Genomic DNA, 24965 nt, shown 5'->3' with positions numbered 1-24965 from the left:
TTAACGTGGTTGTTGATCATTCGACGAGCGACCGAGCATGCGCTTTAGGGTCGGGTCGCGGTCGACGAAGTGATGCTTGAGGGCGGCCAGGGCATGGAGGACGGCGAAGACCACCAGCGCCCAGGCCAGGTAGAGATGGATTTCACCCGCGACGTCTGCCTGGTCGGGCAGCCCGCTGAGGGTTGCCGGCACGGAGAACCAGCCGAACACGCTGATCGGTTCGCCGTCGGCGGTGGAAATCAGGTAGCCCGCGACGATCACCGCCAGCAGCAGCCCGTACAGCGCGAGGTGGCCGAGCTTGCTCGCTACCCGCGTGAGCGGACCGTGGTTGGCCGGCGCCGGCGGCGGCGGGCTGACGAAACGCCAGACGATCCGCACCAGCAGGGCAATGGCCAGCAGGATGCCGATGCTTTTATGCAGCGCCGGCGCGGGGTGGTACCAGGGGTCGTAATAGCTCAGTTCGCGCATCCACAGGCCCAGGCCGAACAGGCCGAAGACCACCAGCGCGCTGCCCCAGTGCAGGAACAGGCTGAATACGCCGTAACGGGATGAGGTATTGCGCCACTGCATGAAAAACTTCCTTGAAAAGCGAAGCCTCAAGACTAGCGGCAAATCCATCGAGTTAAAGCAGAAAATTCTGCTTTGAAACATCGATTCACAAGATAGGTTCGCAGGCTAAGAAAAAACCCCGGATTGCGCTGCGAACCGGGAAGCGCAAGGCGCCGGAGCTTCCGGCGCCGGCGAAGGGGATCAATCGAACAGGCGGGTGAACCAGGCGAACGGGTTCTTCTTCTCGCCGCCGGTCGTCGGTGCGGCCACCTTCTCGGCCTTCGCCACCATCGGCGCGCCCTCGATCACCGGCGTCTTGCCGGCATACAGGTCGCGCACCTGGCTGGCCGCGCGCTTGCCGCTACGCAGCGCGCCCTCGATGGTGCCGGGGTACAGCGCATCGGTGTGCTCGCCGGCGAAGGCGACCCGCGACAGCGGCTGTTCCCAGATCCGCCAGAAGCGCGTCACCTGGCCCGGACCGTAGGCCAGGTAGGAACCGCCGGTGCCCGGGTCGGCGCTGTAGCGACGAATTTCGTAGCCGGCGAAGGCACCGCGCATCTTCGGATAGAACTTGTTCATGCGGATCAGCACCTGGTCGACCATCTGCCGGTCGCCGAAAGCCTGCAGCACGCGGGCGTTGTCGCCGGACAGGTTGATCAGCACGTTGGCGCCGCCTTTCAGCGCCGGCTCGACCCAGATCATGCCCAGGCCCTGGTCGCTGAAGATCTCGCCGGAGAGGCGCGACTTGTCATCCCACACCGGGCGCTTGAACTTCAGCAGGATCTGGTCGCGCCAGCCATAGTTGGTGCCCTTCAGCGCGGACATCTGGGTACCGCTCAGGGACGGGGTCATCTGGATCTGGCCGAGCGCCTTCAGCGGCACGGCGAGAACCACGTAGTCGGCCTTGTAGGTCTCGCTGCCGGCCTTGACGGCGACGCCGTCCTTGGCCTGGACGATGCTCGACACCTTGGATTTGGTCTTGATCGTCTTGATCTGCTTGACGAAGGCTTCCGCCAGCACCTGGCTGCCGCCGGGCAGGCGCGCCGCGCGCAGGTCGCGGTCATCGACGCCACGGTAGGCGCGGCCCTGCTGGGCGAGGTAGAGCAGCGACAGGCGCGACGGTTCGTCGTAGCGCGAGCGGATACGCTGGTTGACCAGCAGGCGCGCGGTCGGCGACAGGTTCAGCTTGTCCAGCCAGCGCGCGGCGTTCATCTGGTCGAGGGCGAACAGGGTATTGCTCGAGGCGGGGTTGAGCGGATCGGAGATCGATGCCGAGAGATCGTCCAGGGTCGACTCGAAGCGCTTGAGGTCGGCGGCGACGTTCGGCTGCTTGAGCGCGAGATCGCTGCTGCTGTAGTACAGGCCGTCGATCAGGTAGCTGGGGGTGCGGACGAAGTCCGGCGCCGGCACCGGCTTCAGCTTGAAGGTGTCCAGGTAGGCATTGAGCGTGGGCTGGACCTTCTGGTTGCCGACCCATTCGCTGGTGGCCAGGCCGGAACGCCCGCCCACCTGCGGCCGCGCCTCGAGCACCGTGACCTGCCAGCCGTCCTTCTGCAATTCGTAGGCCGCGCTCAGGCCTGCCAGGCCCGCGCCGACGACGATCGCCGTAGGCTGTTTATCCTTGCCCAGCGCCACCGCGCTGAACACCCCCAACATGAGAAACGCCGCGGCGCGCAGCCACCTTAACGACATACCGGACTCCCCAGAAAAAAAGCAAAGACGCAACGGCGCGCAGCATACGCCAGAGCCGTTTGGGCCACCATAGGAGTCCGTCGGCGGCTGCTGTCGGATGTGTCCCAACCCACCGGGTTGTTCATCTCACCCCCATTGCATAGGCTTTGCCGATCGATCCGAGGAGACAGCCCATGGGCCTTAACGCCGACTGGATGCAGCGCGACCTGAACGTACTCTGGCATCCCTGTACCCAGATGAAAGACCACGAACGCCTGCCGGTGATCCCGATCCGCCGCGGCGAAGGCGTCTGGCTGGAGGATTTCGAAGGCAAGCGCTACATCGACGCGGTCAGTTCCTGGTGGGTCAATGTGTTCGGCCACGCCAACCCGCGCATCAACCAGCGCATCAAGGACCAGGTCGACCAGTTGGAGCACGTGATCCTCGCCGGATTCAGCCACCAGCCGGTGATCGAGCTGTCGGAGCGACTGGTGAAGATCACCCCGCCGGGGCTCGACCGGGTGTTCTACGCCGACAGCGGCTCGGCGGGCATCGAGGTCGCGCTGAAGATGAGCTACCACTTCTGGCTCAATAGCGGCAGGCCGCGCAAGAAGCGCTTCGTCACCCTGACCAACAGCTACCACGGCGAAACCATCGCGGCGATGTCGGTGGGCGACGTGGCGCTGTTCACCGAAACCTACAAGTCGCTGCTGCTGGACACCATCAAGGTGCCCAGCCCGGACTGCTTCCTGCGTCCGGACGGCATGTGCTGGGAAGAACATTCGCGGAACATGTTCGCCCACATGGAGCGCACCCTGGCCGAAGGGCACGACGAGATCGCCGCGGTCATCGTCGAACCGCTGATCCAAGGCGCCGGCGGCATGCGCATGTACCATCCGGTCTACCTCAAGCTGCTGCGCGAAGCCTGCGACCGCTATGGCGTGCACCTGATCCACGACGAGATCGCGGTGGGCTTCGGCCGCACCGGGACGATGTTCGCCTGCGAGCAGGCCGGCATCGCCCCGGATTTCCTCTGCCTGTCCAAGGCCCTCACCGGCGGCTACCTGCCGATGTCCGCGGTGCTGACCAGCGAGACCATCTACCGGGGCTTCTACGACGACTACCAGACCCTGCGCGCCTTCCTCCACTCGCACACCTATACCGGCAACCCGCTGGCCTGCGCCGCCGCCCTGGCGACCCTGGACATCTTCGAGGAAGACAAGGTGATCGAGGCCAACCGCGCGCTGTCCACCCACATGGCCAGGGCCACCGCGCACCTGGCCGACCACCCGCATGTCGCCGAGGTGCGCCAGACCGGGATGGTCCTGGCCATCGAAATGGTCCAGGACAAGGCGTCCAGGACGCCCTACCCCTGGCAGGAGCGCCGCGGCCTGAAGGTCTTCCAGCATGGCCTGGAGCGCGGCGCGCTGCTGCGCCCGCTGGGCAGCGTGGTGTATTTCCTGCCGCCCTACGTGATTACCCCGGAGCAGATCGACTTCCTCGCCGAGGTGGCCAGCGAAGGCATCGACATCGCCACCCGCGACGCGGTCAGCGTGGCGGTCAGCGACTTCCACCCGGACCACCGCGATCCGGGCTGAACGTCGCCGCCCCTTCGTCCCGAGGGGGCCGGTTCCAGCGCCCCGCGGCAGGCAGTAAACTGCGCGCCTGTCGCCACTACCCTCGAATCGCCATGCGCCTGTCCCGCTTCTTCGTCGACCAGCCCCTCGCCCTCGGCCAGCACGACCTGCCCGAGACCCAGGCCCACTACATCGGCCGCGTGCTGCGGCACGCCACGGGCGACGCCGTGCAACTGTTCGACGGCAGCGGCCGGGAATACCTCGGCGAGCTGGTCGAGGTCGGCAAGAAGAATGTCCGCGTCGAACTCCGCGAGCAGTTCGCCGGCCAGCCCGACTCGCCCCTGCGTATCCACCTGGGGCAAGGCCTGTCGCGCGGCGAGCGGATGGACTGGGCGATCCAGAAGGCCACCGAGCTGGGGGTGGCGGAAATCACCCCGATCGTCAGCGAGCGTTGCGAAGTGCGCCTGAAGGACGAGCGCGCCGACAAGCGCCTGCAACACTGGCGCCAGGTGGCGATCAGCGCCTGCGAGCAGTGCGGCCGTTCGAGCCTGCCGCTGATCCATCCGCCGCTGGCCCTGGAGGACTGGCTGCGCGGGCGGGACGATGAGCTCAGGCTGGTCCTGCACCCAGTAGCCGCCCCCCTGGCCAGCCATGCGCCGCCGTCGCGCCTGGCCTTCCTGGTGGGTCCCGAAGGCGGCCTGAGCGATGCCGAGGTGGAGCAGGCGCAGGCGGCCGGTTTCCACGCCGCGCGCCTCGGCCCGCGAGTGCTGCGCACCGAGACCGCGCCGGTGGTAGCGTTGGCGGTGGCCCAGCAACTCTGGGGCGACTTCGCCTGATATCTCTCCCGCCGCTTTACAACGGCGACAGCCAGTGAATACCGTTGCGCAACCCACTTCGCAACGGATCGCACGCATGGACACGCCCGTTACCTTCGATTGGAAGATCCGCCTGCCCGACGTGCTCGGCGTACTCCGCCGAGACTATGCCGGACGCTTCCCGCAGTTGGCCTCCGCCGCACTGGAGACGCTGCTGGAGCGCCTGCGCGACGACCTTCCCGAGGATTTCCTGCCAGCCCTCGGCCAGGAGCTGGAATCCCTCGGACTGGCGTTGGTGGAACGCCTGGACGAAGACGACAGCCTGAACCTGTACGTGGTCGGCGCCCCCCACAGCCAGCGCCTCCTCGATGCGCTCGCAGCGCAGGGCCACAACGCCCGCACGCTGCGCCAGGAAGACGCACCCGAGGGCGCCCGGGCGGCCCTCCCCGCCGCCGCGCCGGCCGGCCTGGCGCCGGCTTCGGCCTACATCTGCCTCGAACACGCCGAGCACCTGGCGCCCGGCCTGGCCATCGCCCGCCTGCCGGGCGAGGACAGCCGCAACCTGCTGGACCTGCGCCAATGGCCCAGGCTGCAACGCCTGCCCGATGGCGCGGAGGAAACCCAGGGCGCGTTGCTCTGCCGGGCCAGTTCGGCGGACGGCCTGCACGCCTGGGTCAGGATGACCCGTTCGGGAAGCCCCTACGCCTGGCTGCATCGCTCCCGCGACCTCGCCTCGTTGACGCCCGAACTACCGCCCTTGCCGCTGCCGCCGGCGCAGTCGTTGCGCCAACGCCGCACCCCGGAACTTGCCATCGGCCTGGCCGGGGACGACCTGCTCCTGGCCGACCGCGGCCTGTTCTTCCTCTATCCGGGCTTCGCCCAGGGCAACGACGAACCGCGGTTGCTCTTCGAGGTGCCGCAAGCGCGGCGCTCCATCGAGAATCCGCCGGCGGTCTTCACCACTCCGGACCAGCGCGTCTGCCTGCTCTCCCGCGGGCAGTTCTTCGAATGGCGCGAGGCACGCATCCAGCCCCTGCCGTTCCCCGTCGGCAAGGATCTGCCCGCCGATCCGGCGCAACCGACCTCGGCGGCGCCCGGGACCATCGTCTGGCTGGAGCGTGAAACGCTCTGCGAAGGCCGGCTCGACAGCGGCGAGATCCGCAGCCACTCGCTGGACGGCCTGGCCGAAGGCCCCTACCTGAAGCTCCAGGCCCTGGACGGAGGCTGGCTGCTCCTGGCGCCGTGGCTGGAACCGCATCGCTCGCGGGACCTCGCCCAGCTCTGGCACCTCGAATCCGGCCGGGCGCTGCGCATCCGCTACGGCGAACTGGACCTGGAGGGCGGACTACAGCACTGGGCGGAGCTGCCCGACGGCCGGATCGTCGTCGGCGACCATGCCCGGCATGTCGACCTCGGCAGGTTCGAAAGCCTGCGCCAACGCCTGCTGCGGCGGCGCCTGGCGCCGGCCTGAGGCGCGGCTACAGCCCGCGCAGCGCCAGTCCTGCCAGGCCGAGCAGGAGCACGCCGCAACCGGCGTAGCTGAGGCGGTGCCAGAACAGCGAGGTGTTGCGCCGCAGCCAGTCCACCAGCGCCGCGCAGCAAAAGCACCAGATCAGCGACGAGAGCATGAAACCGGCGAAGAACACCAGCGACTGCGCCTGGTTCGGCGTGCCGTCGACGATCCCCGCCAGGGCGCTGCCGAGGGCGCCCCAATAGACCACGTTCTTCGGGTTGGACAGGGAGATCGCCGCGCCGGCGCCGAAGGCGTTGCGCCCCTGCTCGCCGGCATCCTCCGCCGCCAGCGGCGGACTCCAGGCGTCGCGCAAGCCTTGCACGCCGAGCCAGGCCAGGTAGGCGGCACAGGCCAGGGTCAGGGGAATCCGCACCTGTTCGTAGCCCAGCAGCAGTGCCAGCCCGGTGAGCCCGAGCAGGGCCCAGACGGCATCGCCGATCAGCGACCCCAGTTGCACCAGCAACGCCGGGCGGAAGCCGCCGGTCAAACCACGGCGCAGCGTTTCGCTGAACACCGCGCCAGGAGAAACATTGAAGGCGAAACCGAACAGCAAGGCGGCGAGGAAGATGGCGAGCATGGGACGACGACTCCGTGGGTGGGTCGTCGGATTATCCCGGCCGGCAGCGAAGCGGACTTGAACCGGATTGCGCAGTTCAGCCGCGCACGGCGCGCTGGTAGCGGCCCGGCGAAATGCCGTAGGCGCTGGTGAAGTAACGGGTCAGGTGGCTCTGGTCGGCGAAGCCCAGGGCGTGGGCCACCTCGCCCACCGCCAGGCCACGGCGCAACAGGCCGAGGGCGCGGCGGGTGCGCAGTTGCATGCTCCACTGGCGCGGGCTGAGCCCGGTGGCCTTCTTGAACGCCCGCAGCAGGTGGTATTTCGACAGGCCCACCTGCTCCGCCATCCCATCCAGGTCCGGCGGCTCGGCCAGGCGCTCGGCGAGCAGCGCCTGCAGGCGGGCGACAGCCGGGCGCCCAGGATCGGCCCTCTGCGGCAGGCGGGTGCCGCTCGCCGCCAGCAGGCGGCCAAGGAACTCCAGCAGGCGCTCCTCGCCCCGTTCGCGGGCGAAGCGGTCGCTGGCCAGCAAGGCTTCGATGCTAGCGGCCAACTCGCGGCCCAGCGCCGGACTGCGCAGCAGCGGGCGGTCGAACTCGACGGAGGAAAGATCCAGGCTGCTCGCCAGTTCGGCGGCAGGCAGATAGAGGCTGGCGAAGCGCCAGGGCTGGCCGTCGCGGACGCCGCCGCCCTGGATCTGCCCCGGGTTGTAGAGGGTCAGGTCGCCGCTGTCGGCCTGGAAGGTACGGCCATCCAGCCAGACATCTTCCAATCCGCAGAGGTTGGCGCTGATGACGAACTCGTCGTGGCTGTGCTTCTCGAAGCGGTGCCCGGCCAGGCTGGCGCTGGCGACCTCGAGGGAGGCGCCGATCCGCGCGTGTTGCAGGCCGGCCATGGACGGCTCAGATCAGGCCGGCGTCGGCGAGCTTCTCTTCGAGCCCGGCCAGGTCCGGAATCCGCGCGGTTTCGCCGCCGATGTCCACCGCCGCCAGTTCCAGCGCCGCCAGCGGCGCGGCGGTGCCCGCGAGATTGGCGTCCAGCCGCACCGAGCGCGGAATGCCCTGCACCAGCAGGGCGAGGAATTTCACATGGGGACGTCCGCCGAGGGCGTTGATGACCACCACCCGCGCGCTGCTGCCGAGTACCGGCTGCTGTTCGCCACTGGAGGCCGCCTCGAAGGACAGCAGCGGCAGGCGCAGGTCGCGCCAGGCCACCTGGCCCAGGTACCACTGCGGCACGCCGGCGGCGACCTGCGGGTTGCGATAGGCGATCAGTTCGGCCACGGCGACGTTGGGCAACAGCAGGGTGCGGTCGCTCAGCGGCAGGAGCAGCCCGGTGAGGCTGTCCGGGGTCGGGTTGGCTGGGGTATTCCGGCTCATGCCATCCTGCTCGATCACGGCCTGGTTCATGTTTCGACTCCTGTCGGCGCGCAGCGTGCGGCCAGATGCTTGACCAATGCCTCGGCCAGTTCGCGGGGGCTGGCATTGAAACTGCTGTAACCGGCTTCGCGCAAGCTGTCCGGCATGCTCGAACAGACGCAACTGTCGGCGCGCTGGGTCCATACCTCGCCACCCTGGCGCCGCACGTAGGCGGCAGCGGCGCTGCCGTCGCTACCCATGCCGCTGAAGACGATCACCCCGCAGTCGGGCCCGAACTGCTGGGCCAGGTTGAGCATCATCTGGTCGATGGACGGGGTGTAGGGTTCCGGCCAGGGACGCTGGCTGCATTTCAGTCGCCCATCGTGGTGGAAACCGAGTTCGTGCAGCACCGGCACCACCATGACCTCGCCGCAACGCAGCGCTTCGCCGTCGCGGACGTTCTTCACATGCCACTGGCTGTGCCGGCCGACTGCCTGCGGCAGGTTCTGCTCGAAGCTGGCGTCGATGTGCTGGGCATAGAGGAAGCCGATCGGCAGGCCGCCGGGCAAGGCGTCGAGAAATGCCTTCACCGCCGCCGGGCCGCCGAGCGAGGCCGCCAGCAGCCACACCTCGCGGGCCGCTTCGCCGGCCTGCAGCGGCATCGCCGCGAGGTCGCCGGGAATCTCCAGGCGCGGCGGACGCTCCTCGTCGAGCAATGCGCCGAGGCTGTCGCCAACGCCATCGCTGGGGTCGCCGATCAAGCGCTTCAGCTTGCCGATCAGCCGCCGCTCCCAGCGCGGGTAATGTTCGGTATGCCGCTCCGGCGCGTGGCCCTCGCCGAACAGCACCGGCGCACGGTCCTGCTCCAGCAGGCTGTCCAGCAGCGGCGAGTCGTCCTGCTGGGTCAGGTCCACCAGCCACAGGTCGGGCGCGCACTCCAGCGCGGCGTCGTCGACCCTGGCCGGGTCGGCGTTGAGCACCACCTCGTAGCCATGGCCGAGCAGCGCCTGTTGCAGCACGTGGCGCTGCAACGAGGTGTCGGCGATCACCGCGACCCGTGGCGTGGCGCGCTCACTCATGCTGGCCGACCAGGGACTGGATGGCTTCGAGCAGCTCGGTTTCCTGGTAAGGCTTGCCGAGGTACTGGTTGACGCCGATGCCCAGCGCGCGCTCGCGGTGTTTCTCGCCGGTCCGCGAGGTGATCATGATGATCGGCAGGTTGCCCAGGCGCTCGTCGTGGCGCACCAGGGTGGCGACCTCGAAACCGTCCATGCGCGGCATCTCGATGTCCAGCAGGAGGATGTCCGGACGGTGCTCCTGGAGCTGGGCGATGGCGTCCACGCCGTCCTTCGCGGTCAGCACGTTCATGCCGTTGCGCTCCAGCAGGCGGGTGGTGACCTTGCGCACGGTGACCGAGTCGTCCACCACCATGACCAGCGGCGGCCGCTGCTGCTCGCTTTCGCTCGCCGCCATTTCCTGGCGCAGCGCCAGGCGTTCGCGACGGTTTTCCTGGCCGAGCAGCGCGTGCCGGGAGCGGATGGTCGCCAGCAGGTCGAGGATCACCACCACCCGGCCATCGCCGAGCAGGGTCGCCCCGGAAATCCCGGCGACCCCGGCGAACTGCGGACCGAGGCTCTTCACCACGATCTCGCGGGAACCGGCCAGCGAGTCGACCTGCACCGCCACCGCATGCTCCGAGGAGCGCACCAGGATCACCGGCAAGGGCAGCGACTGGCCGACCAGCTTGGGTTCCTGGCCGTTGTTCAGCAGCTCGCCGAGGTACTTCAGTTCGTAGGACTGCCCGGCGTATTCGAAGCTGGGCGTATCCAGCCCCGCCTCGCCGCGCTGGTCGTAGAGCGCCTCCAGTTCGTAGGGCGAAACCCGCACGATACCCTCGATGGTGTTCAGCGGCACCGCGTAGAGATCCTCGCCGGATAGCACCATCAGCGCCCGGTTCACCGACACGGTGAACGGCAGCCGCACGTTGAAGCGGGTGCCCTGGCCCGGCTCGGTCTGGATGCTCACCGAGCCGCCGAGCTGCTTGACCTCGGAGTTGGCCACGTCGAGGCCGACGCCGCGCCCGGAGATCTGGGTGACCTTTTCGGCGGTGGAGAAACCGGACTCGAGCACGAACTGCAGCACTTCATGATCGCTGAGGTCGCTGTCGGAGCTCATCAGGCCACGCTCGATGGCCTTGCGCCGTACCGCGTCGAGGCGGATGCCGGCACCGTCGTCGGAGAGGGTGAGGAGGATGTCGCCGCCCTCGCGGCCGATGTTCAGGCGGATCGTACCGTGCTCCGGCTTGCCCGCCGCGCGGCGCGTCTCGCCGGACTCGATGCCGTGGTCCACGGCGTTGCGCAGCATGTGCTCCAGCGGCGCGACGATGCGTTCGAGGACGGTACGATCCATCTCGCCGTCGGCGTTGCCGACCACGAATTCGACCTGCTTGCCAAGCTCGCCGGCCACCTGCCGGACGATCCGCCGCAAACGCGGTACCAGCCGATCGAACGGCACCATGCGGGTGCGCATCAGGCCTTCCTGGAGTTCGGTGTTGACCCGCGCCTGTTGCAGCAGCAGGGTCTCCGCGTCGCGGTTCTTCGCCGCCAGGGTTTCCTTCAGGTCGAGAAGGTCGGAGGCCGATTCGAAGAGTGCGCGCGAGAGCTGCTGCAACTGCGAATAGCGGTCCATTTCCAGCGGGTCGAATTCTTCGTAGCCGGCGCGTTCGGCATCGGCCTGGTGACGCGAGAGGATCTGCGCCTGGGTCTCGGTGTCGAGGCGGCGCAACTGGTCGCGCACCCGCTCGATGGTGGACTCCATCTCGCCGAGGGTGAAGCCGACGTCGCTCACCTGCTGCTCGACCCGGCCGCGGAAGATCGAGGTCTCGCCCGCCAGGTTGACCAGATTCTCCAGCAGTTCCGCCGGCACCTTCACCAGTTCCTGCGGGGCACGCCGGGAAGCGGCCTCCTGGGCCGCCTCCTGGGCCTTGCGCACGAACGGCAGGGTGGTGGCCGGAGCAGCCGGAGGCGCCGCCTCGGCCGCCATGATCGCGCCGGCCGCCGGGGCCAGGCTGGTCAGCTCGGCCAGCGCGGAGGCCACCGCGCGGTCGGTATCGTCGGCCTGGACCAGCGCCTGGGCGGGATCGGGCCGTTCACCGGCCTCGTCGTCCTCGGCCAGCCGCTCGCGCAACAGGTCGACCTGCCGCTGCAGGCCTTCCAGCCCCGACTGCGCATCCAGCAGCAGGCTGTCCGGCCACGGCGCGCCCTGTTGCTGCGCATCGGTGAGATGCTGCTCGAGGTCGTGGGCCAGGTTGCCCAGCTCGGTCTGCCCGGCCAGGCGCGCGCCGCCCTTGAGGGTGTGCAGGATCCGCAGCAGGTCGTCCAGCGGCTGGGCGTCGCCGTTGCCGCCGTCCCAGCGGCCGAGCGCCAGTTCGAGGTTCTCCAGCAGGTCGTCGGCTTCCTCGAGGAAGATGTCGAGGATCTCGCTCTCGTCGGCCGCCGCACCCTTCGCCGCCAGCGGCTTGAGGCTGACGCTGGTGGGTACGCTCAGTTGCTCGTCGGGATCGCTGCGCAGGCGCCTGATCTCCGCGATCAGCGCCTGCCCGTCGGGCAGCGTGCGATGGCCACGCACCGCCTCGAGCATCTCGGCCAGCTCGTCGTGGCAGCGCTGCAGCAGGCCGAACAAGGCCGGGCTGGCGCGCAGGCGTCCGCCGCAGAGGCCTTCGTAGAGGAATTCAAGCTCATGGGCGAGGTCGCCGATCTCGCCGATCTCGGCCATCCGCGCACCGCCCTTGAGGGTATGCAGGTCGCGCTGCAAGGCTTCCAGTTCGATGGTGTTGTCGACGTCGTCGATCCAGCGCTGCAACGCGGCGGCAGCGCTGTCGAGGATATCGAAGCCTTCCTCGAGGAAGATCTCCACCAGTTCCGGATCGCGCTCTTCGAACGCCTCCGCAGCGGGCGGCTGCGTCGCGGCAGGCGCGGCGGGCTCCTCGACGGCCGGTGCAACGAGTTCCTCGACGGGGCTTTCCGCCTCGCCCGGTGTCGCGGCCTCGGCCAGCGGGCCCTGGCGGAACCGGCGGATCGCCTGGATAAGGTCGTCCGGGTCGGCCAGGGGCTGGCCGGCGCTCAACTGGTCGAGCTGTTCGGCCAGCCGGTCGTGACAGGCTTGCAGCAATCCGGCCAGTTGCGGGGAGTGCTGGTAACGGCGGTCGACCAGTCCTTCGTAGAGGGCCTCCAGCTCGTGGGCCAGGTCGCCGATCTCGGCGATCTCGGCCATCCGTGCGCCGCCCTTGAGGGTGTGCAGGTCGCGCTGCAGGGCGCTGAGCGAAGACAGCGCGCCCGGCTCGGCCTGCCATTGGGCCAGTGCCTGGCCGGCGCTTTCGAGGATGTCCACCGCCTCTTCGAGGAAGATCGACACCATTTCCTCGTCCAGCTCGCGGCCGGGAGCCGGTGCAGGCGCTGCCGGTACGGTCTCCTCGGCAGGCGTCCCGGCCTCTTCGAAGATCGCCTCGGGGAGGGCCAGCTCTTCGTCTTCCGGGGGGAAATCGTCGGCGCCGAGGCTCTCCGGGTCGATGAGCGGAACGGCCTCGGCGGCGGGCGCTTCCAACAGTTCCTGCAGGGCCGCGACCCGCTCCGGACGCGGCGTGACCTGCAGGCCGGCGGCGACCTGGTCCATCATCCCGATCAGCGCCTCATGGGCCTGGCGGGCTTCCTCGAAGAACGCCGGGCTGACCGCCAGGCGGCCTTCCTCGACGGCATCGTAGAGCGCCAGCAAGGCCTGGCAGAGTTCTTCCACCTGCGGCAGCTCGGCATGCCGGGCGCCCTGGTCCAGAGCGCTGAGTTCCTCGCGCAGCGCGCTCAGCTCCTGGCGCTCCTGCGGATGCTCGTGCCAGCGCTCGAGCAAGTCCTCGGCGTCCAGCAGGATGTCCATGCCTTCGACGAGGAACGCCTCGATCAGCAACGGATCGCGGCGCTCGCCGGCATCGCTGTAGCGCTCGGCCTCGAGCGAGGCGATGCGCTCCTGGTGCAGTGCCTCGATACGCTCCAGCAACGCGTCGCTGCCGGGGATCGGGTTCAACGGCCGGTGCGCACCGACCTGTTCCAGGCCGATGCGGAACAGTTGCTCGGCGTCGTGCAGCAACTCGGCTTCGCGCAGGTCGAAGGCGAGCAGGTTGGACTTGTATTCCTTGACCAGTTTTTCCAGCGGCGTGGCGATCTCCGCGATCGGCAGGATGCCGGCCATGTGCGCGCTGCCCTTGAGGGTATGCAGGGCACGCTGCAAGGCATCGGTGACCGGCTGCGGCAGTTCGCGGGCGCAGTCGGCGAGGAAGCCGACCAGGGCCTCGAGATGGGTCTCCGCCTCGTTGGTGAAGATCTCCAGCAGTTGCGGATCGAGCAGTTCGACGTCGCTCTGCGCCTCGGCAGCGGCCTGCGGCGCGTCGGCCAATGGCGGCGCCTGGACGCCGTTGTCCAGGCTCGACGGCTGCTCCGCCCCGGCTTCCGGCGGTACTCCGCCGTCGTCCGGCGCCGGCGGTTCCGGCAGCGGCTCGCCCTTGGCCAGGGCATGCGCGGTGGCCGCCAGCAGGTCGACATCGTCGCGCTGGCGCTGGGCATTGGCGGCGAACTCCTCGACCAGCTCCGGCAACAGGGCCACGACCTGGTCCACCACTCGCTGCACCGGCTCGCTGGCGGCGATGCTGCGATCGAGCACGCGGTTGAACAGGTTCTCTATCGACCAGGCCAGTTCGCCGATCACCAGGGCACGGACCATCCGTCCGCTGCCCTTGAGGGTATGGAAGGCACGGCGTACCTCGGTCAGCGCGTCGCGGTCGTCGTGGTCGGCTTTCCAGGCCGGCAGGTAGCGGCCGAGGGTCTCCAGGACCTCGCCGGCCTCCTCGATGAAGACCTCGCGCAGTTCCTCGTCCACCGGCTCCTCGTCGGCCGGCGGCGGCAGCAGGCTGACCGGAACGTTCTGCGCCGGCGGGTTGATCGGCTGCACCGGCGCAGCCATCACCTCGGCCAGAGACAGGGCCGGCGCTGCGCTGGCGAGCGCCTCGGCGGCAGGCGGCGCCTCGGCCTCGGGCAATTGCACCTCGGGGAGATCGAGGTCGGAAAGATCCAGTTCCTCCAGGCTCGAGCCCTCCCAGGCGGACACCTCGCCCTCCGCCTCCGGCAAGGCTACATCCAGCGGCAGCGGATCGAGCGCATCGAGAACCAGCTCCTGTTCAGCGGAGCCGTCGAAAGGCTCCAGCGCCGGCAACGGCTCGAGGCTTTCCAGCGGCTCGTCGAAGGACAGCGCCGGCTCCTCCAGGCTCAGATCCAACGTCTCGTCGGCCTGCGCCGGCTGCGCCAGGTCATCGCCGAGCCCCCACGGCTCCGGCAGCGACCAGTCCGCCAGGGCCGCCGGCCCGGAGGCCGGGGCCGCATCGGCGGGCAGGTCGAGGCCGGAGAGATCGATCTCGTCGAGGCTGAAATCGTCCAGGCTGCGGGCAGGCGCCGGGGTCGACTGCGGCTGGCCGCTCTCCTCGACCACCTCCGGCAACGCCGGCGGCACTTCGGCGGAATCGTCCAGCGGCAGGTCCAGGGCCAGGTCGAGGGACGGCTCGCCGACGTCGGGCGCGACTTCGCCAAGGGTCCAGTTGTCGTCGCTGGCCAGCAGCGGGGCATCTTCCCTCGCCGCCTCTGCAGGAGCCGTGTCGGCGGGCGGTTGCTCCGCTGTCTCGGCGACCTCGACGACCGCCTCCGGCCTCTCCGGCTCGGCAGCCGGGGACTCGATGGCAGCGGGCCCGGACAGGCCGGGCTCGACCGGGGTCGACGAATTCGGTTTCAGCGTATAGCCGAGGTTCGCCAGGCTGTCCTCGGCGACGTCGAGGATCAGGTCGCTCTGGCTGGCATGGTCCTCGCTCAGGCGCTCCAGGTAATACTCGACGCTGGTGATGGCATCGGCCAGGGTATCCAGGCTCTGCCAGTCCGGCACCGCCTTGCGCGCCAGCAGCTGTTCCTGGATATAGCGGTTGCAGGTTTCCAGCAGGGTCGCGGCGCGCTCCAGCGGGATCATCGCCAGGCCGCCGCGGACCTGGGTCAGCAGCTCCGGCACGCGGGCCAGGTGCTCGTGGTTCCACTGCGAGGCGATGAACTCGATGATCGCGTCCTTGGCCTGCTCCAGACCGTTGCGCGCTTCCTTGATCACCAACTGGTGGATTTGCGCCACATCGGTGGTGGGCAGGCGGCTTTCCTCGCTGTTGCGCTCGTCGCCGGGACCGGCCATGCCGGCCAGGGTGGCCTCGACGTAGAGCAACGCGCCGGCGACGTCCATCAGGATCGCGTCGCTCGGCTCGCGGCGGCCCTGGGCCAGGGCGTGGATGACGTCCAACTGGTCGAGGATGACCTTGCGCGGTTGGCCGAAGCCGAGTACCGCCAGGGTATCGGCGATCTGCTTGAGCGGCGCCAGGAGGGCGTCCAGTTCCGAGGGGTGGCCACGGTCGCTGCGCACGAACAGGTCGAGGCTGTCCTTGATCCGCACCAGTTCCTCGCACAACGCACCGACCACCGAACGCATCGCGTCGCGGTCGGGTCCGGCGAGGCGGGCGCGCTCGGCATCCACCGTCTCGTGGTCGGGCAGCGCCTCGTCGAGGCGGTACTGTTCCTTCAGTGCGCGGATTCGCGGCGACTGCGAAGGCGCCTTGGCCACGTAGAACAGCAGGTTCTTCACCAGCTCGTCCGGCGCGGCCTGGTTCAGGCCGTCGGCGCCCTGCTCGACCAGGCGCTTGAGTTCGCGGTCGAGCTGGCGCAGCAGGGTGCGCACCGAGGCGCTGTTGACCACGCTACCGTTGGCCAGGCCCTCGACCAGGCCGGAAGCGATGCTCCACAGCGGCCCCAGCGGTGCCTCGCGGCACAGGCCCTCCAGGCGCGCATAGACACGCGCCAGGTAGCCGAGGCTGGTCGCCACGTCCTGGTTGCGCAGCAGGCCGACCAGGGCCATCTGCTGGGTCTGGCGCAGCTTGCGCAGCAAGCCGCCGAGTTCGTCGGTGCGCAGTTGCGCGATGGCCTCGCCGTCCAGTTGCGGCTGGCGCTGCGACAGGTCGGGCGCGAACAGGCTGGTTTCCGAGAGCAGCTTCTCGCCGCGCGCGGCGCGCAGGTCGTTGAGCAGCGGCAGGACCACCATCGGCAGGTCGCGCCGGGCGGTCTGGATCCGGTCGAGGTAGACCGGCAGTTGCAGGATCGCCTGCATCAGCACTTCCAGGGCCTCGCCCTGGTTCGGCACGCGACCGTCCAGCAAGGCCTGGACCAACTGCTCCATTTCCTCGGCGAGCAGGGCCGCGCCGTAGAACTCGACCATCTGCAGGGTGCCCTGCACCTGGTGCACGTAGGTCAGGCAGAACCGCATGCGGGTCGGGTCCTGCGGGTTCTCGACGAACGCTTCCAGCGCCTGGCGCGCCTGTTTCAGGGTTTCGGCGATCTCGCCTTTCACCCATTCCAGAGCGACGTAGTCGTGCCGGTCACCCATAGCCACTCCATTCATGTGCCTGAGTACCCCTTACGGGTAAAGGCCAGGACCCGCTCGTCGGCGACCGGCTCGAGCTCCGGATGGCTCCAGTCGACCACTTCGCCGACCCCGATCACCAGCAAGCCTCCCGGCGCCAGCCGTTCGGCCAACCGGTTGAGGATCTCGCGCCGTCGCCAGCGACGGAAGTAGATCAGCAGGTTCTGACAAAAAATCACGTCCATGCCGGACCAGGGCGCCTTCGCCAGGTCCAGCACATTCAGCCGGGCGCAGCAGACGCGCTCGGTCAGTATCGTTTTCACGCTGAAGCTGCCGTCGGCCTGGCGTTCGCAATAGCGTTCGACCAGTCCGGCCTCCAGTTGCTCCAGCTTGCGGGCCGGATAGTTCGCCTGCCGCGCCCGCTGCAGGGCGTGAAGGCTGATATCCGTCCCGGTGACGCCGAAAAAATCTTCCCGTTCCTGCCCGCGCAACGCCTGCGCGGCGCACATCGCCAGCGAGTAGGGTTCCTCGCCGCTGGAGCAGCCGACGCTCCACAGGGCCCAGGGCCGCGGCATGCCTTCGCGGCGCAGGCGCTCGCCCAGGTAGCGCTCGAGCAGCTCGAAAGACGGGGGATGACGGAAAAAACGGGTTTCCTGGACGGTCAGGCGGTCCAGCAGGGTCGCCCACTCCACTGCGCCACGCGGACCGTCGGTCACCTGGCGGTAGTAGCTGTGGTAGTCGCCGATGCCCAGTTCACGCATGCGCGCGGTCAGGCTGGCCTGCAGGAACGTCCGGCGCTGCTCGTTGAGCACCACGCCGGTGCGGTTCTCCAACAGGACCTGCCAGTCGCGGAACTCCGCTGCCGACATATCGGCCAGCGGCTGCAGTGACCAGACGCCGTTCGCCTGCATGCCGTGCCCCTCGTCCAAGGTGTCGACGCGGCGCCCGCCAGGCGGCCGCCGCGCCTATGCTCAGGCCTGCTCCACGCCCTCCGGCAGTTTGAAGCCGGATACCGAGTTGCGCATCTCGCTCGCCATCTTCGCCAGGTTGCCGATGCTCCGCGCGGTGGCGGTGGTACCGGCGGAGGTCTGCGAGGTGATCTCCTGAATGACGTTCATGGTGTTGGAAATGTGGCCGGCCGACGATGCCTGCTGACGGGCGGCGTTGGAGATGTTCTGGATCAGTGCCGCGAGGGTCTTGGATACCTTCTCGATCTCCTCCAGGGCCACACCGGCGTCCTGGGCCAGGCGCGCGCCGCGGACCACCTCGGAGGTGGTCTGCTCCATCGAGATCACCGCTTCGTTGGTGTCGGTCTGGATGGTCTTCACCAGCGCCTCGATCTGCTTGGTCGCCGCCGAGGAACGTTCCGCCAGTCGCTGTACCTCGTCCGCTACCACGGCGAAGCCGCGGCCCGCGTCCCCGGCCATCGACGCCTGGATCGCGGCGTTCAGGGCGAGGATGTTGGTCTGGTCGGCGATGTCGTTGATCAGGCTGACGATGTCGCCGATCTCCTGGGACGATTCGCCGAGGCGCTTGATTCGCTTCGAGGTGTCCTGGATCTGCTCGCGGATGTTGTCCATGCCGGTGATGGTGTTGTGCACCACCTCGTTGCCCTTGTTGGCAATGGCTACCGAACGTTCCGCTACCGCCGAGGATTCCGAGGCGTTCGCCGATACCTGGTCGATCGACACCGCCATTTCGTTGATCGCCGCCGAGGCGCCGGCGATTTCCTGCGCCTGGTGCTCGGAGGCTTCGGCCAGGTGCATCGCGGTGGACTGGGTTTCCTGGGCCGCTGCGGCCACCTGCACGGCGGTCTGGTTGATGGTCTCCACCAGTTCGCGGAGCTGGTCGATGGAGTAGTTGATCGAGTCGGCGATGGCGCCGGTGAAGTCCTCGGTCACGGTCGCGGCCACGGTCAGGTCGCCGTCCGCGAGGTCGGCGATCTCGTCGAGCAGACGCAGGATCGCGGCCTGGTTGCGGTCGTTCTTCTCGGCGGTCTCGGCCAGCCGGCGGTTGGTCTCGCGCACCATCACCAGACCGATCAGGATGATCGAGGCCAGGGCCAGGGCGCCGAGGACGTAACCGGCGAACAGGTTGATGCTACGCCCGCCGGCCAGGTTCTCGAAGCCGTCGGCCAGTTGCGAGGCCTTGTCCAGCAGGGTCTGCGAAACGCTGAAGATGTTGTTCGCCGCTTCCCGGACCTGGAACAGGTCGGGCGAGGTCTCGAGGATCTCGTCCACCGAGCCGGAGACGAACTCGAAGAGTTCGGCGATCTCGTTCAGGCGATCCACCGCCTCGGCGTTGGTCACCTTGGAGATGCTCATCGCCGCGTTGCCTTCCTGCATGCCCTTCAGTACGCGGCCGAACAGGCTGGCGTCGCGGCCGAAGCTGTCGGCGGCCTGCACCGAGTTCTCGTCGCCGGCCAGCACCTTGTTCACCGAGCCGAGGATACGTTCGGCGAGCAGCGACTGGCGCTGGGCGACCGCGACCTGGTCGGCCGGGGCACCGTTCTCCAGCAGGATGTCGACCACCTCTTCGTATTCCACCTGCAGCTGCGGGATGGTTTCGGCGAGGGTCGAGGCCACCTGGTGCAGGGACAGTACGGTCTGTTCGCTGGCGAGGATGGAGTCGGCGTTCTTGCGCAGGCCGTCCCAGTCCTGCTGCACCACGTCCATCTGCGGCTTCACCGCTTCGGGGCTGGGCGGCAGGGATGTACTCTCGTCGCCGTTGACCAGGATGTTCCAGCGTTTCTCGAAGTCGTTGCGCGCATCCTTCAGGAGCTTGAACGCCTCGCCCTTGCCCGCCGCCGCTTCGGTGGCGTTCTTCGCGATCCGCTGCGACAGGACGCGCAGTTCGCCGGCATGGCCGATGTACTGCTTGTCATGGTTCGACTGGGTGTTGAGGTAGGCAAAGTTGGCGAACAGCAACACGATCGAGACGATGAGGACGATGAACAGCCCCGCGATCACCGAGCTGCTGCGCATGCCCGCGAAAAGATTGCCTGCGTTGATTTTCTTCATATTTGGCCCCCGCCCGGACCGACCACGATTACGATTTCCATGTCACGACACGGGCCGGCAGACCGGCCCAACCGGTGAAGCTGTTTATACGGCGACGTCGAGGAAGCCCTGGTGTTGCGCCAGCGCATGCGGGCTGAACACCAGCCACGGCTGCTCTCGATGGAAGACGCCATGAATGAAGGGTTGCAGTGCCGCTTCTAGTGGCGGCAGCTGTTCGCTGAAGGTGTCCACCGGGAAGTGCTGCATGCCGAACACCTCATCGACGATGAGGCCGGCGAACACGTCCAGGTGCTCCACCACCAGCACCCGCCGCTGCTTGCGCAAGGGCGACAGTTCGGTGCCGAGGAAACCGCAGAGGTCCATGATCGGCAGCAGGCGGCCACGTACGTTGGCCACCCCCTTGACCCAGGTCTTCACGCCCGGCAGCTGGGTGTAGCGCGGTTCGTGCAGGACTTCGCCGACCTCCCCCATGGGGGCGACGAAGAACCGCCCGCCCATGCGGAAGCCGATCCCGCTCCAGCTCTGCACCGCCTCCTGCTGGGCCGGCAGGCCGGCGGCCAGGCGTCGGCAGCGCTGATCGATGTCGACGAGGAGCTGGAAGGGGGTCTGAACGTCCGACATGCGGGGCCTGGTCTTTCCGGGGTCAGGGTGAGCGATGCGCTGCGACGGGCTCAGCCCGCCAGCACCGCATTGATGGTTTTCAGCAGGGTCTCTTCGTCCACCGGCTTGGTCAGGTAGTCGCGAGCGCCCTGGCGCTTGCCCCAGACCTTGTCGGTCTCCTGGTCCTTGGTGGTGACGATGATCACCGGGATGGCGCTGGTCTCGGCGTCCTTGGTCAATTGACGGGTCGCCTGGAAGCCGTTGAGGCCGGGCATGACGATGTCCATCAGGACCACGTCGGGCTTTTCCTGGCGGGCCAGGGCGACGCCGTCGCCGCCGTTCTCGGCCTTGAGTACCTGGTGACCATGCTTTTCCAGCATGGCGGTCAGCTTGTACATCTCGGTCGGAGAGTCATCAACAATCAAAATACGAGCCATGGGATCCCCATCACGAAATAAGCATCAACGGCCATGCGGCCGGATATCAGGAAACGGCGTCCACCGGGGTGAAGCTGGGTACGTGTGCCTTGATCGCGCCCAGCAGCTCTTCCTTGCTGAACGGCTTGGTGAGGTACTGGTCGGAGCCGACGATGCGCCCCTTGGCCTTGTCGAACAGGCCGTCCTTGGAGGACAGCATGATCACCGGGGTGGACTTGAACGCGCTGTTGTTCTTGATCAGGGCGCAGGTCTGATAGCCATCCAGGCGCGGCATCATGATGTCGACGAAAATGATGTTCGGATGGGTATCGGCGATCTTCGCCAGGGCATCGAAGCCGTCGATTGCCGTGATCACGTCGCAACCGACCTTTTTCAGCAGTGTTTCGGCGGTGCGACGAATCGTTTTCGAATCGTAGATCACCATCACTTTCAAACCGTCGGATTGCTGTTCCATGTTCGCCCTATATCGACTCGGTGAATCATTCTTCTGTGTTTTCTTCAGTGCGCTAACGCCCTGTCACCGACGGGCTGCGACCCAATCGCGGGCCTTTTTAGCACACTCGACGCAACTCTATCCATAATGCCCGGAACAGGCCGGCTTTTTCCTTGACCAAGCGCAAACGGGGCGCCAACCTGAGCGTCAAACCCGCTTGCCACGCGGCCTCCCCGCCGCGACCGGACAACCCACCCCCTTTCGGAGGAATTCCCATGAGCGTACGCCTCGGGATCGTCATGGACCCCATCGCGCGCATCAACTTCAAGAAGGACAGCTCGCTCGCCATGCTGCTGGCTGCCCAGGCCCGCGGCTGGTCGCTGTTCTACATGGAACAGCAGGACCTCTACCAGAAGGCCGGCGTCGCGCGTGGACGCATGCGCCCGCTGAAGGTCTTCAACGATGCCTCCCGCTGGTTCGAACTGGAAGCGGAAAGCGACCAACCGCTGCACGAACTGGACGTGATCCTGATGCGCAAGGACCCGCCCTTCGATAACGAATTCGTCTATTCGACCTACCTGCTGGAACAGGCCGAGCGTGCCGGCGCCCTGGTGGTGAACCGGCCGCAGAGCCTGCGCGACTGCAACGAGAAGTTCTTCGCCACGCAGTTCACCCAGTGCACTCCGCCGACGATGGTCAGCCGGCGATCCGATATTCTGCGCGAGTTTGCCGCCGAGCATCGTGACATCATTCTCAAACCCCTGGACGGAATGGGCGGTTCGTCGATATTTCGTCACCGCGAAGGCGACCCGAACCTCTCGGTGATCCTCGAGACCCTCACCCAGCATGGCAGCCAGCAGATCATGGCGCAGCGCTATCTGCCGGAAATCAAGGACGGCGACAAACGCATCCTGATGATCGACGGCGAACCGGTGCCCTACTGCCTGGCGCGCATCCCCGCCCAGGGCGAGACCCGCGGCAACCTCGCCGCCGGCGGCCGCGGCGTGGCCCAGCCGCTGAGCGAGCGCGACCGCTGGATCGCCGCCGAGGTCGGCCCGCACCTGCGCGAGCGCGGCCTGCTGTTCGTCGGCCTCGACGTGATCGGCGATTATCTGACGGAAATCAACGTCACCAGCCCGACCTGCATCCGCGAGATCGACCAGGCCTTCGACACCCGCATCGGCGACAAGCTGATGGACGCCATCGCCGCCCAGCTGGCTGCCCGCTGAATCGCGCGGGCGGGCCTCGGTCCGCCCGCCTCGGCCCGGCCGATGCGCCACGGCGAGCGACCGCGTGTCCAAGGCGCGGAGTGCGTCATAGACTTTTCCGCCCCCCATCGGCAGACTTCGCCCCACGCCAGCCACCACGATCCGCAATGAACGCCGCCGTCCTCAAGTCCCCCTCCGCCGCTGCCGGCGTCCGCCCGGCGGACCGTTTGGGCTTCACCCTGTTCATCGCAGCCATCCTGCACGTCGCCTTCATCCTCGGGGTGGGCTTCTCCATGCCCGCGCCGAGCCAGATCAGCAAGACCCTGGAAATCACCCTAGCCACCTTCAAGAGCGACAAGGCGCCGGAGAAGGCCGACTACCTCGCGCAGATGAACCAGCAGGGCAGCGGAACCCTGGAGCACAAGGCCGCGCCGAAGACCACCGAGGTCGCGCCGTTCCAGGACAACCAGGTGAAGAAAGTCGCGCCGCCGGCTACGCCGAAGCAGGCCAGGAGCGAAGAGGCGCCCAAGGCCGCGGTGACCACCACCCGCCAGCGCCAGCAGAAGGCACCGAGCAAGACCCAGGCACAGAAGGCCGAGCAGGTCGCCAAGCCGGCGCCGCATTTCGACTCAACCCAGCTGTCGGCGGAAATCGCCAGCCTCGAGGCCGACCTGGCCAAGGAGCAGCAGGCCTACGCCAAGCGCCCGCGCATCCACCGCCTGAGCGCCGCCTCGACCATGCGCGACAAGGGCGCCTGGTACAAGGAAGACTGGCGCAAGAAGATCGAACGCATCGGCAACCTCAACTACCCCGACGAGGCCCGCCGGCAGAAGCTCTACGGCAGCCTGCGGCTGCTGGTGTCGATCAACCGCGACGGCACCATCTACGAGGTGCAGGTGCTGGAGTCTTCCGGCGAGCCGATCCTCGACCAGGCCGCCCAGCGCATCGTCCGCCTGGCCGCGCCCTATGCGCCGTTCAGCGGCGACCTGGCCGACATCGACCGGCTGGAGATCATCCGTACCTGGCGCTTCGAACGCGGCGACCGGCTGTCCAGCAAGTAGCGCCGGCAAGGCTGGCTTTCTCGCGTCCGAAGCAGGACACTAGCGGCCATGAAACAGAGCAGCCCAACCTACCTCAAGCATCATTTCCTGATCGCCATGCCGCACATGGCCGACCCCAATTTCGCCCAGACCGTGACCTACCTGGTCGAACACAACGAGCAGGGCGCCATGGGCCTGGTGATCAACCGTCCCAGCGGCCTCAACCTGGCGGAAGTCCTCGAACAGCTCAAGCCGGACGCCCTGCCGCCGGCGCGCTGCCAGCACATCGACATCTACAACGGCGGCCCGGTGCAGACCGACCGCGGCTTCGTCCTCCATCCCAGCGGCCTGAGCTACCAGTCGACCCTGGAACTGAGCGAGCTGGCGATGTCCACCTCGCAGGACGTGCTGTTCGCCATCGCCGCCGGCACCGGCCCGGAAAAGAGCCTGATCAGCCTCGGCTATGCCGGCTGGGAAGCCGGCCAGCTGGAGGCCGAGCTGAGCGACAACGCCTGGCTGACCTGCCCGGCGGACCCGGCGATCCTCTTCGACCTGCCGGCCGAGGAGCGCCTCAGCGCCGCCGCCGCGCGCCTGGGCGTCAACCTCAGCCTGCTCACCGCCCAGGCCGGTCACGCCTGATGGCCAGCGACAAGCCGCTGCGCCTGCTGCTGGGCTTCGACTACGGCACCCGGCAGATCGGCGTCGCCGTCGGCCAGGCGGTGACCGGACAGGCCCGCGAGCTGTGCGTATTGAAGGCGCAGAACGGCGTGCCGGACTGGAACCGGGTGGAAGCGCTGATCAAGGAATGGCAGCCGGACGCCATCGTCGTCGGCCTGCCGCTGAACATGGACGGCAGCCCAAGCGAGATGAGCGAGCGCGCGGAAAAGTTCGGCCGCCGCCTCAACGGCCGTTTCAACCTGCCGGTCTTTACCCACGACGAACGCCTCACGACCTATGCCGCCAAGGGCGAGCGCCTGGCCCAGGGCCAGCGCGACGGCTACCGCGAGCGACCGGTGGACGCCCTGGCCGCCGCCCTGCTGCTGGAAGGCTGGCTGGCCGAACACCCGGATTGACCCATGGCAGCCGGCACGCCGCCGGTTGCCATTATGCTTTCGCCACCGCGGGCGCCTCCCTACAGCGGGCTCTCCCGGCGGCCATCCCATCGATGTCAGCGAGGAGCCACCATGAGCCTACCCAATCCCGCCGAACTCCTGCCGCGCATGGCCAGCGACCTGCGCGCCCATCTCGCCGAGCGCGGCATCGAGCGGCCGCGCTTCGTCGGCATCCATACCGGCGGCATCTGGGTCGCCGAGGCGCTGCTGAGGGAACTGGGCAACCAAGAGCCGCTGGGCACCCTCGACGTCTCCTTCTACCGCGACGACTTCACCCAGAACGGCCTGCATCCACAGGTCCGCCCGTCGGCGCTGCCGTTCGAGATCGACGGCCAGCACCTAGTGCTGGTGGACGACGTGCTGATGAGCGGCCGCACCATCCGCGCCGCGCTCAACGAACTGTTCGACTACGGCCGTCCGGCCAGCGTGACCCTGGTCTGCCTGCTCGACCTGAACGCCCGGGAGTTGCCTATCCGCCCCGACGTGGTCGGCCAGACCCTGTCCCTGGGTCGCGATGAACGGGTAAAATTGGTCGGTCCCGCACCGCTCGCCCTCGAGCGCAAGGTCCTTTCCTCCGCTTCCTGATCCTCTTCACTAGGGC

General features: G+C 67.9%; 20 protein-coding genes. 8 read left to right on the top strand and 12 right to left on the bottom strand.

What is annotated here, in order from left to right; translation table 11 throughout:
- Entirely contained in the window at positions 1-570 is a 570-nt protein-coding gene (locus tag VQ067_RS02380; protein WP_003106133.1) for a cytochrome b, read from the bottom strand.
- A 180-nt stretch (positions 571-750) separates the two neighbouring features.
- A complete protein-coding gene (locus VQ067_RS02375) occupies positions 751-2241 on the bottom strand; it encodes a flavin monoamine oxidase family protein (RefSeq protein WP_003118815.1) in 1491 nt (496 codons plus the stop codon).
- Between the two features lie 173 nt (positions 2242-2414).
- Here VQ067_RS02375 and VQ067_RS02370 point away from each other — a divergent pair, with 173 nt between their 5' ends.
- From VQ067_RS02370 to VQ067_RS02360, 3 genes are all read left to right on the top strand, one after another.
- Complete coding sequence (locus tag VQ067_RS02370; RefSeq protein WP_003106128.1) at positions 2415-3818, top strand: adenosylmethionine--8-amino-7-oxononanoate transaminase; 1404 nt, start codon at positions 2415-2417, stop codon at positions 3816-3818.
- A gap of 92 nt (positions 3819-3910) precedes the next feature.
- The gene (locus VQ067_RS02365) at positions 3911-4633 is read left to right on the top strand and encodes a 16S rRNA (uracil(1498)-N(3))-methyltransferase (RefSeq protein ID WP_023088759.1); all 723 of its coding nucleotides are present in this window, start codon (positions 3911-3913) and stop codon (positions 4631-4633) included.
- Positions 4634-4667: 34 nt separating this feature from the next.
- Positions 4668-6083, top strand: a complete 1416-nt coding sequence (locus VQ067_RS02360; RefSeq protein WP_023443539.1) for a hypothetical protein — start codon at positions 4668-4670, stop codon at positions 6081-6083.
- A gap of 7 nt (positions 6084-6090) precedes the next feature.
- Here the strand turns inward: VQ067_RS02360 and VQ067_RS02355 are convergent, their stop codons facing one another.
- The 10 genes from VQ067_RS02355 to pilG form a co-directional block, all read right to left on the bottom strand.
- A complete protein-coding gene (locus tag VQ067_RS02355; RefSeq protein ID WP_033955004.1) occupies positions 6091-6702 on the bottom strand; it encodes a LysE family translocator in 612 nt (203 codons plus the stop codon).
- Positions 6703-6778: 76 nt separating this feature from the next.
- Positions 6779-7573: an AraC family transcriptional regulator gene (locus tag VQ067_RS02350; protein WP_003111539.1), complete on the bottom strand. Its 795-nt coding sequence runs from the start codon at positions 7571-7573 to the stop codon at positions 6779-6781.
- A 7-nt stretch (positions 7574-7580) separates the two neighbouring features.
- Positions 7581-8087, bottom strand: a complete 507-nt coding sequence (locus VQ067_RS02345; protein WP_019485126.1) for a chemotaxis protein CheW — start codon at positions 8085-8087, stop codon at positions 7581-7583.
- Positions 8084-9115 carry a chemotaxis protein CheB gene (locus VQ067_RS02340; RefSeq protein ID WP_003084598.1) on the bottom strand — a complete coding sequence of 344 codons (1032 nt, stop codon included), beginning with the start codon at positions 9113-9115 and terminating at the stop codon, positions 8084-8086. Before VQ067_RS02340 ends, VQ067_RS02345 begins: the two co-directional genes overlap by 4 nt.
- Positions 9108-16538: a chemotaxis signal transduction system protein ChpA gene (gene chpA / locus VQ067_RS02335; RefSeq protein WP_317951667.1), complete on the bottom strand. Its 7431-nt coding sequence runs from the start codon at positions 16536-16538 to the stop codon at positions 9108-9110. Before chpA ends, VQ067_RS02340 begins: the two co-directional genes overlap by 8 nt.
- Before the next feature lie 11 nt (positions 16539-16549).
- Positions 16550-17425: a type 4 fimbrial methyltransferase PilK gene (gene pilK, locus VQ067_RS02330; protein WP_003084594.1), complete on the bottom strand. Its 876-nt coding sequence runs from the start codon at positions 17423-17425 to the stop codon at positions 16550-16552.
- Between the two features lie 60 nt (positions 17426-17485).
- Complete coding sequence (pilJ, locus tag VQ067_RS02325) at positions 17486-19534, bottom strand: chemotaxis chemoreceptor PilJ (protein ID WP_003084592.1); 2049 nt, start codon at positions 19532-19534, stop codon at positions 17486-17488.
- An 84-nt stretch (positions 19535-19618) separates the two neighbouring features.
- Positions 19619-20155 carry a chemotaxis protein CheW gene (locus VQ067_RS02320; RefSeq protein ID WP_003084590.1) on the bottom strand — a complete coding sequence of 179 codons (537 nt, stop codon included), beginning with the start codon at positions 20153-20155 and terminating at the stop codon, positions 19619-19621.
- A 50-nt stretch (positions 20156-20205) separates the two neighbouring features.
- A complete protein-coding gene (gene pilH / locus VQ067_RS02315; RefSeq protein ID WP_003084587.1) occupies positions 20206-20571 on the bottom strand; it encodes a twitching motility response regulator PilH in 366 nt (121 codons plus the stop codon).
- A gap of 46 nt (positions 20572-20617) precedes the next feature.
- Positions 20618-21025 (bottom strand): twitching motility response regulator PilG, encoded by a 408-nt coding sequence (pilG, locus tag VQ067_RS02310; protein WP_003121755.1) that lies wholly within the window; start codon positions 21023-21025, stop codon positions 20618-20620.
- Between the two features lie 254 nt (positions 21026-21279).
- Between pilG and gshB the strand changes: the two genes are divergently transcribed.
- From gshB to pyrR, 5 genes are all read left to right on the top strand, one after another.
- The gene (gshB, locus tag VQ067_RS02305; protein WP_003100943.1) at positions 21280-22233 is read left to right on the top strand and encodes a glutathione synthase; all 954 of its coding nucleotides are present in this window, start codon (positions 21280-21282) and stop codon (positions 22231-22233) included.
- 146 nt (positions 22234-22379) lie between these two features.
- Positions 22380-23273 (top strand): TonB family protein, encoded by an 894-nt coding sequence (locus VQ067_RS02300; RefSeq protein WP_003084580.1) that lies wholly within the window; start codon positions 22380-22382, stop codon positions 23271-23273.
- A 48-nt stretch (positions 23274-23321) separates the two neighbouring features.
- Positions 23322-23891, top strand: a complete 570-nt coding sequence (locus VQ067_RS02295) for a YqgE/AlgH family protein (RefSeq protein ID WP_033991523.1) — start codon at positions 23322-23324, stop codon at positions 23889-23891.
- Positions 23891-24325 (top strand): Holliday junction resolvase RuvX, encoded by a 435-nt coding sequence (gene ruvX, locus VQ067_RS02290; protein WP_003084575.1) that lies wholly within the window; start codon positions 23891-23893, stop codon positions 24323-24325. Before VQ067_RS02295 ends, ruvX begins: the two co-directional genes overlap by 1 nt.
- A 111-nt stretch (positions 24326-24436) precedes the next feature.
- Complete coding sequence (gene pyrR / locus VQ067_RS02285) at positions 24437-24949, top strand: bifunctional pyr operon transcriptional regulator/uracil phosphoribosyltransferase PyrR (RefSeq protein ID WP_003084574.1); 513 nt, start codon at positions 24437-24439, stop codon at positions 24947-24949.
- The last annotated feature ends 16 nt before the right edge of the window (positions 24950-24965 follow it).

Source organism: Pseudomonas sp. KBN12P06040, from assembly GCF_037574965.1.
Lineage (GTDB): Bacteria > Pseudomonadota > Gammaproteobacteria > Pseudomonadales > Pseudomonadaceae > Pseudomonas > Pseudomonas aeruginosa.
Note: the sequence above shows the minus strand (reverse complement) of the source record. Positions and strands in the feature narration are given on the sequence as shown.

Coding starts and splice junctions, on each gene's coding strand:
- pilK (WP_003084594.1), bottom strand. CDS start 17,425: ATGCAGGCGAACGGCGTCTGGTCACTGCAGCCGCTGGCCGATATGTCG.
- VQ067_RS02375 (WP_003118815.1), bottom strand. CDS start 2,241: ATGTCGTTAAGGTGGCTGCGCGCCGCGGCGTTTCTCATGTTGGGGGTG.
- VQ067_RS02295 (WP_033991523.1), top strand. CDS start 23,322: ATGAAACAGAGCAGCCCAACCTACCTCAAGCATCATTTCCTGATCGCC.
- chpA (WP_317951667.1), bottom strand. CDS start 16,538: ATGGGTGACCGGCACGACTACGTCGCTCTGGAATGGGTGAAAGGCGAG.
- VQ067_RS02345 (WP_019485126.1), bottom strand. CDS start 8,087: ATGAACCAGGCCGTGATCGAGCAGGATGGCATGAGCCGGAATACCCCA.
- ruvX (WP_003084575.1), top strand. CDS start 23,891: ATGGCCAGCGACAAGCCGCTGCGCCTGCTGCTGGGCTTCGACTACGGC.
- VQ067_RS02300 (WP_003084580.1), top strand. CDS start 22,380: ATGAACGCCGCCGTCCTCAAGTCCCCCTCCGCCGCTGCCGGCGTCCGC.
- VQ067_RS02370 (WP_003106128.1), top strand. CDS start 2,415: ATGGGCCTTAACGCCGACTGGATGCAGCGCGACCTGAACGTACTCTGG.
- pyrR (WP_003084574.1), top strand. CDS start 24,437: ATGAGCCTACCCAATCCCGCCGAACTCCTGCCGCGCATGGCCAGCGAC.
- pilH (WP_003084587.1), bottom strand. CDS start 20,571: ATGGCTCGTATTTTGATTGTTGATGACTCTCCGACCGAGATGTACAAG.
- pilJ (WP_003084592.1), bottom strand. CDS start 19,534: ATGAAGAAAATCAACGCAGGCAATCTTTTCGCGGGCATGCGCAGCAGC.
- VQ067_RS02320 (WP_003084590.1), bottom strand. CDS start 20,155: ATGTCGGACGTTCAGACCCCCTTCCAGCTCCTCGTCGACATCGATCAG.
- VQ067_RS02365 (WP_023088759.1), top strand. CDS start 3,911: ATGCGCCTGTCCCGCTTCTTCGTCGACCAGCCCCTCGCCCTCGGCCAG.
- VQ067_RS02355 (WP_033955004.1), bottom strand. CDS start 6,702: ATGCTCGCCATCTTCCTCGCCGCCTTGCTGTTCGGTTTCGCCTTCAAT.
- VQ067_RS02380 (WP_003106133.1), bottom strand. CDS start 570: ATGCAGTGGCGCAATACCTCATCCCGTTACGGCGTATTCAGCCTGTTC.
- pilG (WP_003121755.1), bottom strand. CDS start 21,025: ATGGAACAGCAATCCGACGGTTTGAAAGTGATGGTGATCTACGATTCG.
- gshB (WP_003100943.1), top strand. CDS start 21,280: ATGAGCGTACGCCTCGGGATCGTCATGGACCCCATCGCGCGCATCAAC.
- VQ067_RS02340 (WP_003084598.1), bottom strand. CDS start 9,115: ATGAGTGAGCGCGCCACGCCACGGGTCGCGGTGATCGCCGACACCTCG.
- VQ067_RS02350 (WP_003111539.1), bottom strand. CDS start 7,573: ATGGCCGGCCTGCAACACGCGCGGATCGGCGCCTCCCTCGAGGTCGCC.